The 13,209-nt window shown below is 49.3% G+C and carries 12 protein-coding genes; 6 read left to right on the top strand and 6 right to left on the bottom strand.

Annotation, left to right across the window (positions count from 1 at the left end):
* The first annotated feature begins 129 nt into the window (after positions 1–129).
* Both RGU75_RS14025 and RGU75_RS14020 read left to right on the top strand, forming a co-directional pair.
* Positions 130–936 (top strand): hypothetical protein, encoded by an 807-nt coding sequence (locus RGU75_RS14025; protein ID WP_322236909.1) that lies wholly within the window; start codon positions 130–132, stop codon positions 934–936.
* Positions 937–1,246: 310 nt separating this feature from the next.
* Positions 1,247–2,437 (top strand): acetyl-CoA C-acyltransferase family protein, encoded by a 1,191-nt coding sequence (locus RGU75_RS14020; protein WP_322236907.1) that lies wholly within the window; start codon positions 1,247–1,249, stop codon positions 2,435–2,437.
* Positions 2,438–2,565: 128 nt separating this feature from the next.
* Here RGU75_RS14020 and RGU75_RS14015 read toward each other — a convergent pair whose 3' ends face one another.
* The 3 genes from RGU75_RS14015 to RGU75_RS14005 form a co-directional block, all read right to left on the bottom strand.
* On the bottom strand, positions 2,566–3,780 hold the full coding sequence (locus RGU75_RS14015) for an ABC transporter substrate-binding protein (RefSeq protein ID WP_322236905.1): 1,215 nt from the start codon (positions 3,778–3,780) through the stop codon (positions 2,566–2,568).
* A gap of 298 nt (positions 3,781–4,078) precedes the next feature.
* Positions 4,079–5,791, bottom strand: coding sequence for an acyl-CoA dehydrogenase family protein (locus RGU75_RS14010; protein WP_322236903.1), 1,713 nt, complete (start codon positions 5,789–5,791; stop codon positions 4,079–4,081).
* Positions 5,792–5,843: 52 nt separating this feature from the next.
* Complete coding sequence (locus RGU75_RS14005; protein ID WP_322236901.1) at positions 5,844–6,521, bottom strand: TetR/AcrR family transcriptional regulator; 678 nt, start codon at positions 6,519–6,521, stop codon at positions 5,844–5,846.
* Positions 6,522–6,631: 110 nt separating this feature from the next.
* Here RGU75_RS14005 and RGU75_RS14000 point away from each other — a divergent pair, with 110 nt between their 5' ends.
* Both RGU75_RS14000 and RGU75_RS13995 read left to right on the top strand, forming a co-directional pair.
* Entirely contained in the window at positions 6,632–7,312 is a 681-nt protein-coding gene (locus RGU75_RS14000; RefSeq protein ID WP_322236899.1) for a Pr6Pr family membrane protein, read from the top strand.
* A gap of 267 nt (positions 7,313–7,579) precedes the next feature.
* Positions 7,580–8,365: an EAL domain-containing protein gene (locus RGU75_RS13995; RefSeq protein ID WP_322236897.1), complete on the top strand. Its 786-nt coding sequence runs from the start codon at positions 7,580–7,582 to the stop codon at positions 8,363–8,365.
* Positions 8,366–8,571: 206 nt separating this feature from the next.
* Here the strand turns inward: RGU75_RS13995 and RGU75_RS13990 are convergent, their stop codons facing one another.
* Together RGU75_RS13990 and RGU75_RS13985 are read right to left on the bottom strand one after the other, a co-directional pair.
* Positions 8,572–8,802: a hypothetical protein gene (locus tag RGU75_RS13990; RefSeq protein WP_322236895.1), complete on the bottom strand. Its 231-nt coding sequence runs from the start codon at positions 8,800–8,802 to the stop codon at positions 8,572–8,574.
* 516 nt (positions 8,803–9,318) lie between these two features.
* Positions 9,319–9,654, bottom strand: a complete 336-nt coding sequence (locus tag RGU75_RS13985) for a hypothetical protein (RefSeq protein WP_322236893.1) — start codon at positions 9,652–9,654, stop codon at positions 9,319–9,321.
* 555 nt (positions 9,655–10,209) lie between these two features.
* On the opposite strand from RGU75_RS13985, the gene RGU75_RS13980 reads away from it, so the two are divergent.
* The gene (locus RGU75_RS13980; protein ID WP_322236891.1) at positions 10,210–10,923 is read left to right on the top strand and encodes a phosphatase PAP2 family protein; all 714 of its coding nucleotides are present in this window, start codon (positions 10,210–10,212) and stop codon (positions 10,921–10,923) included.
* A 254-nt stretch (positions 10,924–11,177) separates the two neighbouring features.
* Positions 11,178–12,209, top strand: coding sequence for a low-specificity L-threonine aldolase (ltaE, locus tag RGU75_RS13975; protein WP_322236889.1), 1,032 nt, complete (start codon positions 11,178–11,180; stop codon positions 12,207–12,209).
* A 349-nt stretch (positions 12,210–12,558) separates the two neighbouring features.
* Here the strand turns inward: ltaE and RGU75_RS13970 are convergent, their stop codons facing one another.
* On the bottom strand, positions 12,559–13,197 hold the full coding sequence (locus RGU75_RS13970; protein ID WP_322236887.1) for a riboflavin synthase: 639 nt from the start codon (positions 13,195–13,197) through the stop codon (positions 12,559–12,561).
* Positions 13,198–13,209 lie beyond the last annotated feature (12 nt).

Raw genomic sequence — 13,209 nt, 5'->3', positions numbered from 1 at the left:
ACTCTCCCGCACAAAAACTAAACCGCTCGACCCAAGTCGCAGTAGCGAAATTAAACCTCTGAACGCCAAAAAAATATGGAGACTGCGCTCATCTCAAGCAACATCAGTAAAGAAGCTCACCGGGTTCACATGAAAACTGATCCCATCTTTTCTCTCGAACATTTGAATGCCGCACTTTTACCGCCTGATGCCGAACTGAGCCTTCAGAGAAATAACGTATTTTTACCAAGCGACGTACAGTCAGCTCTCAACCTTGTATTAGCCAGTAAAGCATTCTTCAAAGCGAAGAGAACGAGTCGCCTGCTAGGCTTTTTGGTGGAAAAATCCTTATCCGGTGAAGTCCGGGAAACCAGTGAATATGCTATCGGGATTGGCGTATTTGATCGTGATCCGGCTACCTATCGCACTGATCATGATCCCATCGTGCGCGTTCAAATCGGTCGGTTACGAGAAAAACTGAAAGCGCATTACGCGGCCGAGGGAGTGCACACGGATCTGATGTTCGTTATCCCGCTTGGTAGTTATATGCCATTGATCCACAAACATTCAATCCCAGACGCTATTTTTCAGTCAGACTCCTTGCTGACCGTGGTACCAATGCTGCACCTTTCCGACAGTACCCAAGGTGCTGCTTTCACCTCTGGATTTACCGAGGAACTGACGTTCCAATTATTTAAAATATTTGGCACAAGAATCATGTCGCATACGTTTCTCGACACCACTGCGCCGATGTCGCCGAAAATTCACTATCGGCTGGAAGGAAGTATTCGATTTCAAGACGGTTTTATACGTGCCGCGTTAAGACTAATAGATACTCCGGGTTGCATTGCTTGGTCTGAGCAGTTTGATCGTTGTGGACCGCTCTTGATTGCCGTACAAGAGGAACTTGCGTTGGAGATTTGCCATGCTTTAAAGCGCCACTTCCTGAAAGATTGAGAGCACCGGTAACAATACCGGGCATGCAAAAAAGTGCTACTCTCCGGTATACTCATGTTTAAGTCGTTGCTATCAGCGTGGCAAACGATCATTTAAGAGGTTGCTTGAGGTCTCATTTTTGCCATTACCGTGATCAAACCAAGAACAAAAACATGACTTATTAGCACCCCGCATTGACATAACCTCACTGCACTTGATGTAAAATCAGGTGCATACCAAAAGCAAAAAGCGTAGACAGATAACTATCAACCAGCGTTCTTTACCGGCGCGGTTTGACTTCATTAACACTTCATTCCGGAGACTAATCATTATGGCTAACACAAGAGAAGTAGTAATCGTCGGCGCAGCGCGTACAGCAATCGGTACTTACGGCGGTTCGTTGAAGGATCTTGCACCAAGTGAACTAGGCGCCATTGCCGTCAAGGAAGCTTTTGCCCGCGCCAAAGTTGATCCAGCCCAAGCAGGTCAAATCGTGTTCGGTCACGTGATCCATACTGAAACCCGTGACATGTACGTATCGCGCGTGGTGGGTATCAACGCCGGAATGAGCAAGGAATCTACTGCGTTGACACTTAACCGTCTATGCGGCTCTGGACTTCAGGCGATTGTTTCGGCGGCAAACGCGATTCAACTCAATGAGACCGATATCGCTGTTGGTGGTGGCGTTGAAAATATGAGCCGGGCGATGTATTCAACCCAAGCGGCGCGTTTTGGCGCACGTATGGGTGACATCAAAATGGTCGATATGATGGTTGGTGCTTTATCCGATCCTTTTGGCGGCGGTCACATGGGTATCACTGCTGAAAACGTGGCAGAGAAATATAGCATCTCGCGTGAAGAGCAAGATGCGTTCGCTGTTGAAAGCCAAAAGCGTGCGACGGCGGCGATTGCAGCCGGTCACTTTGCTTCGCAAATCGTGCCGGTTGAGCTGAAAACACGCAAGGGTGTTGTTCTGTTTGACACGGATGAATATCCAAAAGCCGACACCACGATCGAATCATTGGCTAAACTGAAGCCAGCGTTCAAAAAAGACGGTGGTACTGTCACAGCCGGTAATTCGTCCGGCATTAACGATGGCGCAGCTGCTTGTGTGCTCATGGAAGCGGGTGCGGCTGAGCGTGCTGGCCTGACACCACTCGCCCGTTTGGTGTCTTACGCCGTAGCCGGTGTTGATCCATCGATCATGGGAACCGGCCCGATCCCAGCCGTTCAATTAGCGTTGAAACGTGCCGGTCTTAACTTGAACGACATGCATGTCATTGAGTCGAACGAAGCTTTTGCTGCGCAATCTTTAGGCGTCTGCAAAGGTCTCGGTCTGGACCCGGCAATTACCAACGTCAATGGCGGCGCCATTGCACTTGGTCATCCGCTGGGCGCAAGCGGTGCAATCATCACGATCAAATGTTTGTATGAATTGATCCGCACGAACAAACGCTATGGTTTGATCACAATGTGTATCGGTGGCGGTCAAGGTATTGCGGCGATCATTGAACGCATTTAAGTAACGCTTGACGGTTGGGCACTTCCATTTAGAAGTCCCCGATCCATTGCAAGCATCGGCAATCAACTGATGTACAGTTGGTTGCCGATGCGAACGGTTTCTCCATCATCTCGGCGATAACACCGATATCATTTTTTCAGCAGCGGGCAGCTCGATTGTGACAAAGGGCGGAATGCCTCGTTACCCGGAACAACTCCCACCACGTTGTAATAGTCCCAAGGCGTCTTCGACTCGGCAGGTTTTTTGACTTGCAGCAGTAACATGTCGTGCACCACGCGACCATCTTCTCGCAACGTTCCCTTTGGTATCACCACGTCAGCGATGGGCAACTCATGCATTTTTTTCAGTACGGCGGTGGTTTCATCCGTGCCTGCGGCTTTCACTGATTTTAAGTAATGCATGACCGCTGAGTACATACCGGCTTGCGCCATGGTTGGCATGCGTTTTTGAACGTCGAAGAAGCGTTTGGACCAGGCACGGCTGTCCTTGTTGTAATCCCAGTAGAAGCCTTCCGTGAGATACATGCCCTGCGCGATATTGAGGCCCATCGCATGCACGTCGCTGATAAACATCAGCAAAGGGGCGACGATCTGGCCCTTGGCAGCAATACCAAATTCAGTCGCTTGTTTGACTGAGTTGACGGTGTCGCCACCGGCATTCGCCAAGCCGACCACTTTTGCTTTAGAGCTTTGCGCCTGCAGCAGGAAAGAGGAGAAGTCACGGGAATTGAGTGGATGCCTGACAGAACCCAGCACTTTGCCGCCACCAGCGATCACAACGTCCGACACGTCTTTTTCCAGCGACTTGCCAAAGGCGTAATCAGCAGTTAAAAAGAACCAGCTATCGGCACCGCGTTTGACCAATGCTTTGCCGGTCCCAACTGAGCTGGAATAGGTGTCATACATCCAATGTATGCCAGTCGACGTACATTTTTCATTGGTAATAGTGCTTGATGCCGAGCCAACCACGATCGCAATTTTGTTCTTTTTCTGTGCCACGTCCAGGACGGCTAACGCCACATTAGTCGGCACTAAATCCATCAAAACATCGACGTTTTGCTCATCGATCCATTCGCGTGCTTTGAGTGCAGCGACGTCGGCCTTGTTTTGACTATCCGCACTAATGAGTTCGATAGGCTTGCCTAGAACAGTGCCACCAAAGTCAGCAATCGCCATTTTGGCAGCAACGATTGAACCCTGACCCGACAGGTCTGAATACAGGCCAGAAAGATCGGTCAGTATACCGATCTTGACGACGTTATTGCTGATCTGGGCGAAGGCGGATGTGATGCTTGCGCCCAGCAGAACAGCCGCCAGTGTAAGTTTTTTTATTGTCGTCTTCATGCTTTTTGTCTCCCAAAAAAAGCATTTCGAGTTCAACGTTGTGAGATAAGCCGCTAGTACCAATTGCTCAGGAATAACGCAGGTTAAGTATGAATAGGTTTTCCAACCCAGCCTGACCCGCATTGGTTTATCAGCCCTTACCATTGATGCCAACACCAACCAACACTACGCTCAAATCGAAGTGCCCGGCCGCCATCTGTTCTGTTGTCAGATGTTCAGCCCGATTAAATGATTGCTCCTCCGGCGGTTGAAAGCCCGAAAAACAGACGCCACCAACGAATACCAAAACCGCTCTACTTTAAATAGGTATCACCCGCGCTCTGCGGACGATCCGATGTGCTTGCGCAATATCGGACCCCATTCCCATAGTCCCAAACATACTTCCCCAACTGCCGCTCAAACCCGAGAGCCGACTCGATATAAAGGTATCCGAAGTATCCTGGGTTGAATGATGAATCAACTCAGCACCTTGTAAAGCCCTTGCCATCGCCTCGGTCGCGGGGCGAGCCAGATACTCGTTCTCGCATGCGGCATCCATCAATTGCGCAGTTTGATCAATGTACACGTCAAAACGTCGATCCGCACCTTTTGCCTTGGATATTTCTGCAACAAAGGCATCTCTGGTCGTCCGGTCCTTGATCATCGCTCGCCGCACGTCCATGCACATCATATTGCCCGTACCTTCCCAGACGCTATTGAGAGGTGCTTCGCGATATAGTCGCGCCATGGGGCTTTCTTCAATAAATCCATTTCCTCCATGACATTGCAATGCTTCATACGCAATTGCGGGGGCGCGCGAGCAATTGAAATATTTTGCCATCGGTGTCGCAATCCGGGCAAATGCACGTTCATGCTCGTCGTCATCGAGATGATCTGTGGCACGGGCCACGCGCAACGCCATCAGGGTGGCTGACTCTACTTCGATCGCCATGTCTGCCAGTACATTAGCCATCATTGGCTGTTCGGCAAGCGGTAGCTTGAAACCACGTCGAGTCGTTGTGTGGTTGAGCGCAAGATTGAGGGATTGACGCATGAGCCCAGCGGAACCCACCGCAAAATCAAGTCTGGTCAAATGCGCATGGGACAGAATCTCACGTATGCCGTGGCCTTCTTGCCCCACCAGAATCGCCAGCGATCCCGCATATTCGATTTCGCTCGATGCATTGGAGCGGTTTCCACACTTGTCTTTCAGGCGCTGGATGAAGAATCGGTTGAAACTGCCATCCGGCAAGGTACGCGGGAGAAAAAAGCAGGTCACGCTACCGCTCACTTTTGCGAGCGTAAAGAAGCCATCTGCCACCGGGACGGAGCAAAACCATTTGTGTCCAGTCAGCGAATACCAACTGGCTTGCCCGCCATGATAGGCCTCGGTATGCGAAAAGACGGCGGTGGTTTGCGTCTCTCGCAGATCGGAGCCGCCCTGTTTTTCGGTCATAGCGTAGCCTAAGACGACGCTGGATTTCTGGCTCACTTCTTTGCGACCGAAATCGTATTGATTGCCCGTTGCTTTTTCGGCCCAGAGCTTCAAGGCCGGTTCTGCCACCAATCCTGCGTAGGCGGCATACGCCATGCCCGTGGGACAGCCTGTCCCTTGCTCGACCTGATTCCACAAAAACGACAACACCGCGCGGGCAAAATGACCGTGAGGTTCTTTAACGGTCCATGCGAGTGAATGGACCTCGTGATGCCAGGCTAACGTCATCAGTTGGTGCCAGGCTGGATGGAACTCAACCCAGTCGATACGATTGCCGAATCGATCATGTGTGCGTAATTCGGGCGAATATTTATTGGCGAGGCGTGCTGCTTCCTGCACCGCGGCATCACCGGCGACGGCGCCAAGTTCTGTGCAACGTGCAGCCGCCCACGGCGCGTCTCGGGCAATTGCGGCTGACACTACGGCGTCGCCTAGAAAAGCGTTAAACCCTTCTAATGGCGCGGCCTGATTGCGTACCTCATGCGTTGCATAGCGATCGGTGAGGCTCGCCAGTTGATCATGAATCGGGGCATTCATCGCATCTTCTCCTTTGGTGTAATGATTTTTATTGTGTAGACATGGGGCGAATTTATATGTGTGTCGTCGGATGGGCTGTGCAAACGGACGCGCAGCAAATAACGGCGATTTCGTCGGCCAAACCCGCAGCGACCGGGGATTCTGTGTCAAGGTGGGGCGACAAAGGTGATAGCGGACCGACCAGTGCCTCCATAAAGCCGCCTACGATAATGGCGGCAGCGACGTTTGCTCTCAAGCCGCTGCGAAATTCGCCACTGCGCTGGCCCTCCTCTATGATCCCGACAATTTCTTGCCCGATGGCAAAGCGCCATACCAAACGGGCCTCGTCAATTTCACGATCACAGGGTTCGGCAATCAGTGCAAATGCCAGGCGGCGATTACGCATGGCGCGCTTTACAAACGTGCGCACGGCACACTGCAAACGCTCGGTTGGACTGCCATCTCCATTGATGATCTCAGCAATCACAGTCACCTCACGCTGACTAACAATGGCGAGCACTTCTGCGAATAATTCGGCTTTAGATGAAAAGTAGCGGTATACAGTGCCAGTGGCCAATCCGGCGGCGGCGGCCACGCTGGCGACTTGACCCTCTTGCCAGCCGCCCTCGCTCACCAGACGCCGGGCAGCAGCCAGAATGCGCGCACGATTTTGGGCAAGATGGGCTTCCACCTGTTCACTACGTCGATAAACCATGGGAAATGTCGCATTAATTACAATGAAATGAATCATAGTTCATTTCTTAAAAAGTCACAATCGATAGCAAATACGCCTATGATGTCCATCGTCAGCGTCTTATCCCGTGCCACAATCGATCAATTAATATTCCTCAAGGAAACGGAATGACACGTCATCAATGGAACGTACGCTATTCGGTAGTGGGGGCTTTAGTCAGTTGGATCGGAATAGGCCTTGAATTTTTTATAACGCTCGGGCGGATATTGTCACAGGGCCGCCACTTTCAAGACGCGCTCATTTTGTTTTTTAGCTTCTTCACGATTCTCACCAATATTCTCGTGGCATGTGCCTTCACCGCGGTTGCGTTAGTACACGGTAAACGTACAGATGGCATTAAAAAATCGAGAGTGTGGAATTTTCTGGCAAGCCCCTTTATTCTTGGCGGTATCGCACCCAGCATTGCGCTGGTGGGGATCGTCTATAACCTGGTATTGCGACAGCTTTGGCACCCAACCGGATGGGCACGCGTCGCTGACGAATTACTTCACGTCGTTGTGCCGATTGGTTTCGTTATCTATTGGTGCTTGTATGTAGCCAAGACGGGACTCCGGTGGAGGGACGCACTGACGTGGGCGATCTATCCGATCTTATACCTTGTTTATGCATTGGTTCACGGAGCGCTATCAGGAGTTTATGCCTATCCATTTATCGATGTCACTACACTCGGATATGGTGCTGTACTGATAAATAGCCTCGGTATACTCATCGGATTCTTAGTTATGGCGCTCATATTTATCGCCTTTGACAGGCGCAAGGCTGCGACGGTCTCCAATAGTAGTGCATAGTAAATAATGTCATTGGGCTCTTCTGCTAGATGCTTCTGATTCCCTCGGTAAATTTGGACCAGAATAAGCCTTGGTATCACCGCCGTCGCTATGACCTTCGATGGCGAGTGAAGCCAGCCAATATTAATAAAGCAGGTTTGTATTGATTTAACAACATCGAACAGAAGGCAACCTCCCCATTTGCGTTACGAAAAATGACAGGACAAAAATTGTGATACAAGTAAAGGGCAACGCTCGTTATTTAATACTTAATAAGAAAAACGCCAAATGTCACCTATTCATGTCACCCAGTCAAACGCGTCAGCATTGAGCGGTAAATGCGTGGAATGCAAAGATTTAAAGGAATTGGACTTCGATTTTGTGTTTGCTTATCAGCCCATCGTCAATCTCGACACACGATCGATTTACGCACATGAAGCGTTGGTTCGAGGGCCGAACGGGGAGTCTGCCTTCTCTATACTCTCGCAAGTCACGGAGGCCAACCGCTATCGGTTTGATCAGGCTTGCAGAGTCAAGGCAATCCGCGGGGCTTCAGAGCTTGGGATGAATGAATTGCTCTCGATTAATTTTTTGCCCAACGCCGTCTACCGCCCTGACGTGTGCATCAGGAGCACTTTCGAGGCAGCGCAACGATATCATTTTCCAATTGAACAAATTATCTTCGAAGTAACTGAGGGTGAGCAAATACATGATCGTGCTCATCTGGTGAATATCTTCCGTGAATACCGCCGTTTTGGCTTTCGCACCGCTATTGACGACTTTGGCGCGGGCTATGCTGGGCTAGGTTTATTGGCTGAATATCAGCCGGATATTATAAAAATCGATATGGCGCTGGTACGTGATATTGATACCAGCAAGCCAAAACAGGCTATCGTCAATGGTATTGTTTCAATCTGTGCTGCGTTAGATGTACGCGTTTTAGCAGAAGGTATTGAAACTATCGCTGAGCGCGACTATCTGCATAATGCGGGGATCGATTTGATGCAAGGCTATCTTTTTTGCAAGCCCGCATTTCAGGCAATCGGAATTGTCGATCCAACATCCTGGTTATAAATCACAGCCATACGTCCAATAATTGGGGTTCGCTACACACACTACATCACTTGCTTAAGTATAAAGAAGGCAGCAATTTTGCGGCCCTGCTGAACTCTTAAAGAGCTTACGCAAACTCTCCCTGCAAAGCTTATCTGGGAGTTTCGGGCAGCGTAAGTGGTTGGGAGAGCGCAACGCCGATAGGTCGGTTTTGCGTGAGAATCATACTATTGATCGGGTGATCCGGCTCTAATCACTGTAATCCTGTCAATAAAAAATTCGCCATCAATACATTTTCTATGCGGTACGCCGGTAACTACAAACCCGTGATTACATTCCTCTGCCCATAGTTTGGCGACGGTATCGAATTCTTCAGGTTCGAGGCCTAGCATAGCGCCGGAAATAACAAATTTAGCGCCTTCTTTTTGCTTTTTTACAATATCGTCAATTTTCGCCATACGGTTTCCATCATCTTATTATCTGTGACGCATCATAACGCGACTTGGATGCACGTTGAGGTCGAAAACGCACAAAGCAAGACGATGCGGCTAAGAGGCATCTAATGTTGCTAAATGCGATTGCTCGAAACGGGCTATCAACACGTCCGATCAATAGCTTCGAGACATGATAAGCAACCATCGCCGAAATAGCAGTATCTGAAGATGGCCTGGCTGGACGCCCGCCGTACACTCCATTATCAGATTGCTTCTATACAGGCGTTTGTAATAATCGCGACAGATAAACAGCTCGCGCTTACCAAGCCGCAACAAGATTGAGTAAGGCGTGGACTCTACGCCAAATCGGGAGCCCGAAGTGATAGATGTATTGTTCATTTTATTAGCACCGACGCGTTACAGGAGCTAATACCTTACCATAACTACTGTGCATACATACAGCTATATGGATCGTAGTTGTATTTTTGCGAAAATTAAAATAGCCGAAATTTGTGCAATTTCGGCTATATTTTTTTCAAATTAACGATCATATCCTCTGCGCCATTCGTGCTCGCGCCACTCCCGTTCACGCCATCCGTAGCCATGGCGATAATAGCCGGGGTTCCGATAATAAGGACGGGGATACGACTCAACGTATACTGGCGGCGGTTGAACATACACAGGGCGCGGCGCGTAATAAACAGGTGGCGGTGGCGCGTAATATACAGGCGGTGGCGGCGGATAATATTCTGGGCCAGGCACACCTACATTGACCGACCAATCGACTTGTGTTCGCGCGATCGCCGGTGTTGCGGACCAAAGCAAACTAGCAGTAGCTAGTAAGCTAATTGCTGCAATGCGTAAGGCTTTTTTCATGATTATTCCAAATGAATTAAATGAGGTAAGGCACAACCTCATTTAACCTAAAAATTCGCCATCCTTCCATGCTGAAGTCGTAAGGCATGTAACAAACTGTATCGTAGCGTTGTACCCTTTAGCTGACGCATCAAGTGACAGACTATTTTGAAAACGATAGCGGCATCGAAGTTCCAGGCGCTTGTGCCAGAGCGGGCTAAATAAACCCCTGGCAGCCATTAGCCATCAGAACGACATGAAGAATTCACAATCGTATTCAATTCATTAACATGAATGCATACAGTAATAAAATGTGCCCCCGTTCCGCAAGCCGCATCTCACTTAAGGCGAGACCAAAATAGAATGTGAAGAGCTATCCTGATTTTCATCAGGATAGCTCACTTTTCTTGTGCTATTCGATGCACAAAATAGCGTAGTAATCGTCACATCAATTACAGTCATTACTAAGCTGTAGGCTGCAGATACTGACCAAAAATCCAAGAAAAACAGGAAAGCGTTCAAGTTAAAAAAGGGGCCAGATAGCAAAACAGTCTGATCATAGATGGAGTGGATATCATGTGGAATAATTATGTGAATCTTGCTGTGATGCATTGGCTGGGCCAATTCACATCAATGTCGGCGCCTTTCAATCAAATTATTCACTTTATTGCCGGCTCAAATCTATTCAAAGGCGTTCCTATCATGGGGATGCTTTGGTACTTTTGGTTCAGGGATAGCGACTCAACATCCAACACACGTCAAAGTATTATCGCGAGTCTGCTCGGCTGCGTCGTGGCCGTTTTCATTGCCAGAATTGCCAACAATATCGGGCCATTTCAACCGCGCCCCTTCGCCAATTTGGCACTCGCCTATCCTGAACATATCGGGTTACCGGCAGCGGACAGTCAGGCTTTATATATATGGAGCTCCTTCCCTAGCGATCATGCCACTTTGTTTTTTGGTCTCGCCAGTGGCATTTTCCTCATTTCGAGGTTGACCGGTTTTATGCTTTATCTATATGTTTTTATCTTTATTGCCCTGCCACGTATTTATCTCGGTTTGCATTACCCTACTGATATTTTGGCTGGTGGACTTTTAGGATTCGGATGTGTGGTGTTGAGCAACCGTGCAAGCGTGATAAAACTATATGGGCCGCGCTGCATTCTGGTGTTAAATCGTTATCCTGCCGCCTTTCAGGCAACCCTGTTCATCATTACAGTTGAAATAGGTACGCTGTTCGGCGATTTTCGTATGCTCCTTGAAGGAATCGTCAAATACTTTCCACGTTAAGAATGGCGCCTCCTTGATTATTCCGTTGCCAAAAGTATTATTTTTTTTCAATCTTGTTCCAGCTAAAGAGAAAATTCTTTTTGTGAATGCGATGAGATTGCGGGATTTATTTGCTGTTATCCGAGCCAAGCTAGCTAAAATTTAGCTGCAAAAAGCCAAAGCCCTTGTCGGCGTTGACGTGAAAAATTCTGCTTTTGCGTATTGATTTGCGGTGATCGGAGTGTCAAGATATGGACTCTTTTCAAGGAGATCCGATGAGCACCGTAATCCGACATGATTTCAGAAGCGATACTGTCACTCGGCCCAGCCCTTCAATGCGCGCTGTTATGGCCGCTGCAGAAGTCGGTGATGACGTATTTGGTGACGATCCGACAGTCAATCGACTTGAAAGCGCTACCGCAGAGATGCTAGACAAAGAAGCTGCGTTGTTTCTACCATCAGGTACGCAAGCCAACCTCATCGCGCTGATGTCCCACTGCGAGCGCGGAGATGAGTATATCGTCGGTCAGAAAGCACATTGCTACCGTTGGGAAGCAGGTGGTGCGGCGGTGTTGGGAAGTATTCAACCTCAACCCTTGAACAATCAGTCAGACGGTACGATGCTCCTTGCGGAAATTGAAGAGGCGATCAAGCCGGACGATTCGCACTTCGCACGGACGCGACTTCTTGCTCTGGAAAACACCACCGGCGGGAAGGTTTTGCCCGTGGCCTACGTCAATGCTGCCACGGCCTTGGCGCGACGTCATGGGCTTGCTTGTCATCTGGACGGAGCACGTTTGTTTAATGCAGCTGTAATGCTGCGCGTTTCTGTAGCATCACTAGCAACGCCGTTCGACTCCATCTCGGTCTGCCTGTCAAAAGGACTGGGCGCGCCGATCGGTTCCGTGCTGGTAGGTTCTGCTCCGTTTATTGCCAAGGCGCGACGATTGAGGAAGATGCTTGGCGGTGGAATGCGGCAGGCGGGCATTATCGCGGCGGCGGGCTTGTATGCTCTGGAACACAACGTGGAGCGGTTAATCGAGGATCACGCCAACGCTACACTTCTTGCCACCGGTCTATCAAGTTTCTCGGGACTGACGGTAGCCATGCCGGATACCAATATGGTCTTCGTCAATGTCGCTGCGGATATTGCAGTGCCGTTTTCGACCCATTTGGCCTTGCACGGCATCGGCGTGACATCGGCATACACCGCGACCCAGCAACGCTGGGTTACCCATTTGGACGCGTCCAAAGAAGCGGTCGAGGCCGCACTATCGGTAACACGAGATTTTTTCTTGAAACGATAAAGCTTTAATGAGATTGCTGATTGACGGAAAAAACCGCGACAGGATTAGAGCGAAATTCACGTTTTCCACGCATCATATCGGCACCAATCTTATTTGAATTGTCGACAATGTGATCCACCTCCCCGTATTGTGAATCTTATACATTAGCGGGGGTATCGATCTTGGGTTTCGTGCAGTAAGTATTTAGACAAACTACATTTATTCAACCCACAACACTCAAAGAAATGGAGTGGATCATAAATGTAGTAGTGGACCTCATGTCGATGAAGTATTGCAAGTGAACCGTGGAAAATTTCAGCTTTACATTTCAGCCTTAAATCACCTTCAATTCCGCAACTTCAATTAAGCTTCAATTCGGTGCTGGGTTATGCGTCGAATTGGATACGGACAACATTCGCTCGACATATCGGGCAATCAGATCAACCTCCAGATTAACCCGTTTACCGACCGCCAAATGTCGTAATGTCGTGACTTGAATTGTGTGCGGAATCAGGTTAATCGAAAACAGACACGCGTCCGCTGTATCTTCAATTCGATTGACCGTGAGCGATACACCGTTGACCACGATCGAGCCCTTGTAAGCGAAGTATTTCGCGAGATCACGCGAGGCTTGTATAACCAGTTCCCACGATTCGCCGACTGGCTCAAACTTCGTCACCAAACCCAGTCCATCGACGTGACCGGACACTAAATGTCCTCCCAAACGTTCTGCCAATGTTAATGCTTTCTCCAGATTAACCTCGCCCACAGCATCCAGACCAACGGTGCAATTGAGACTTTCTCGCGAGACATCAACGCTGAAAGTGGTGGCGGATTTTCCTGTCACGGTCATGCAGGCACCGTTCAGTGAAATCGAATCGCCAAGTGCGACATCGCCCATCGGCAAATCTGCTGCATCAATGTCCAGCCGAACGCCGTCTTCCGGGCCGTCGCCCTGTGTGTGTACTGAAGTAATTTTGCCGACTGCTGCGACGATGCCTGTAAACATAAGTGGAGGAAT

This window comes from Glaciimonas sp. CA11.2, assembly GCF_034314045.1.
GTDB lineage: Bacteria > Pseudomonadota > Gammaproteobacteria > Burkholderiales > Burkholderiaceae_D > Glaciimonas.
Note: the sequence above shows the minus strand (reverse complement) of the source record. Positions and strands in the feature narration are given on the sequence as shown.

Coding starts and splice junctions, on each gene's coding strand:
- ltaE (WP_322236889.1), top strand. CDS start 11,178: ATGAGCACCGTAATCCGACATGATTTCAGAAGCGATACTGTCACTCGG.
- RGU75_RS13970 (WP_322236887.1), bottom strand. CDS start 13,197: ATGTTTACAGGCATCGTCGCAGCAGTCGGCAAAATTACTTCAGTACAC.
- RGU75_RS13995 (WP_322236897.1), top strand. CDS start 7,580: ATGTCACCTATTCATGTCACCCAGTCAAACGCGTCAGCATTGAGCGGT.
- RGU75_RS14025 (WP_322236909.1), top strand. CDS start 130: ATGAAAACTGATCCCATCTTTTCTCTCGAACATTTGAATGCCGCACTT.
- RGU75_RS14015 (WP_322236905.1), bottom strand. CDS start 3,780: ATGAAGACGACAATAAAAAAACTTACACTGGCGGCTGTTCTGCTGGGC.
- RGU75_RS13985 (WP_322236893.1), bottom strand. CDS start 9,654: ATGAAAAAAGCCTTACGCATTGCAGCAATTAGCTTACTAGCTACTGCT.
- RGU75_RS14020 (WP_322236907.1), top strand. CDS start 1,247: ATGGCTAACACAAGAGAAGTAGTAATCGTCGGCGCAGCGCGTACAGCA.
- RGU75_RS14010 (WP_322236903.1), bottom strand. CDS start 5,791: ATGAATGCCCCGATTCATGATCAACTGGCGAGCCTCACCGATCGCTAT.
- RGU75_RS14000 (WP_322236899.1), top strand. CDS start 6,632: ATGACACGTCATCAATGGAACGTACGCTATTCGGTAGTGGGGGCTTTA.
- RGU75_RS13980 (WP_322236891.1), top strand. CDS start 10,210: ATGTGGAATAATTATGTGAATCTTGCTGTGATGCATTGGCTGGGCCAA.
- RGU75_RS14005 (WP_322236901.1), bottom strand. CDS start 6,521: ATGATTCATTTCATTGTAATTAATGCGACATTTCCCATGGTTTATCGA.
- RGU75_RS13990 (WP_322236895.1), bottom strand. CDS start 8,802: ATGGCGAAAATTGACGATATTGTAAAAAAGCAAAAAGAAGGCGCTAAA.